The following is a 1,376-nucleotide window of genomic DNA, read 5'->3' on the forward strand; positions in this document are numbered from 1 at the left end:
CGCCTTTACGCCCGCTATCTGAAACGGCCCTTCGACCTTGCGCTGGCGCTGTTGGCGCTGCCGGTCTGTCTGCCGGCAATTGCGCTGCTCTGGGCGCTGGTGCGGCTGGAGGGCGGGCCGGGGTTTTTCAGCCAGGCGCGGGTCGGGCGCGGCGGCCGGGTCTTCGCCTGCTGGAAGCTGCGCACCATGGTGCCCGAGGCCGAAAAGGTGCTGGCCGAGCTCTGCGCCCGCGACCCGCAGGCGGCGCGCGAATGGCAGACCAACCAGAAGCTGGCCCGCGATCCGCGCATCACCCGCATCGGCGCGGTGCTGCGCGCCACCAGCCTGGACGAGCTGCCGCAGATCCTCAACGTGCTGAAGGGCGACATGAGCTTTGTCGGCCCGCGCCCCTTCATGACCAGCCAGGAGCGGCAATATCGCGAGGGCGGCGGTAGCGCCTATTTCCACCTGCGCCCCGGCATCACCGGCCCCTGGCAGATCGATGGCCGCGGCGCCACCGCCTTTGTCGACCGGGTCCGCTATGACACCGCCTATTGGCAGCGCCTGTCGCTGGCCGGCGACCTGCGTTTGCTGGCCCGCACCGTCGGCGTCGTCCTCGGCCGGACCGGGCAGTGAGGAGGGCGCCATGAGACTGCTGGTTCTCGGCATCAACTATGCCCCCGAAATGATCGGCATCGCGGTCTATACCACCGGCCTGGCCGAGGCGATGGCCGAGCATGGCCATGACGTTTCGGTGGTCACCGCGGTGCCCTCCTATCCCGGCTGGAAGGTGTTCGACGGGGTGCGCAAGCGCGGCTATCGCTCCAAGGGCAACGGCCCGCGGGTGGTGCATTGCCCGCTCTACGTGCCGCGGGTGCCCAGCGGCGCCCGGCGCATCCTGCATTATGCCAGCTTCGCGCTCTGCGCGGCGCCGGTGACGCTGTATTACGCGCTGCGCTACCGCTCGGACATGGTGTTTGTCGCCGCGCCGGCGCTGCTCTCGGCGCCGGTGGGCTGGCTGGTGGCGCGGCTGACCGGGGCGAAATGCTGGCTGCATGTGCAGGATTTCGAGGTCGAGGCCGCCTTTGCCACCGGGCTGCTGCCCAAGCAGGGCCTGGCCGGGCGGCTGGCGCGCCGGTTCGAGCGCTGGATCCTGCGCCGCTTCGACCGGGTCAGCTCGATCTCGCGGCCGATGCTGGACAAGCTGCGCGACAAGGGCGTGGCGCCGGAGCGGATCTTCGAGCTGCGCAACTGGGCCGACCTGACCCGGATCGCCCCCGGCGGCGATCCGGCGGCGATGCGCGCCGAGCTGGGCATCGCCACGCCGCATGTGGCGCTGTATTCCGGCAACCTGGCCAACAAGCAGGGGCTGGAGATCCTGCCCGAGATCGCCCGCC

2 protein-coding genes are annotated in these 1,376 nt (G+C 70.6%); both read left to right on the plus strand.

Going from position 1 to position 1,376, the window contains the following annotated elements:
• Positions 1–615 (plus strand): sugar transferase (locus CVM52_RS25780; RefSeq protein WP_240621085.1); only part of this gene is annotated, 615 nt, incomplete at its 5' end.
• 10 nt (positions 616–625) lie between these two features.
• The coding region (locus CVM52_RS25785; RefSeq protein WP_100165061.1) for a WcaI family glycosyltransferase at positions 626–1,376 on the plus strand (751 nt) is incomplete at its 3' end.

This window comes from Pseudooceanicola lipolyticus (assembly GCF_002786325.1).
In the GTDB taxonomy this organism is placed as follows: domain Bacteria; phylum Pseudomonadota; class Alphaproteobacteria; order Rhodobacterales; family Rhodobacteraceae; genus Pseudooceanicola_C; species Pseudooceanicola_C lipolyticus.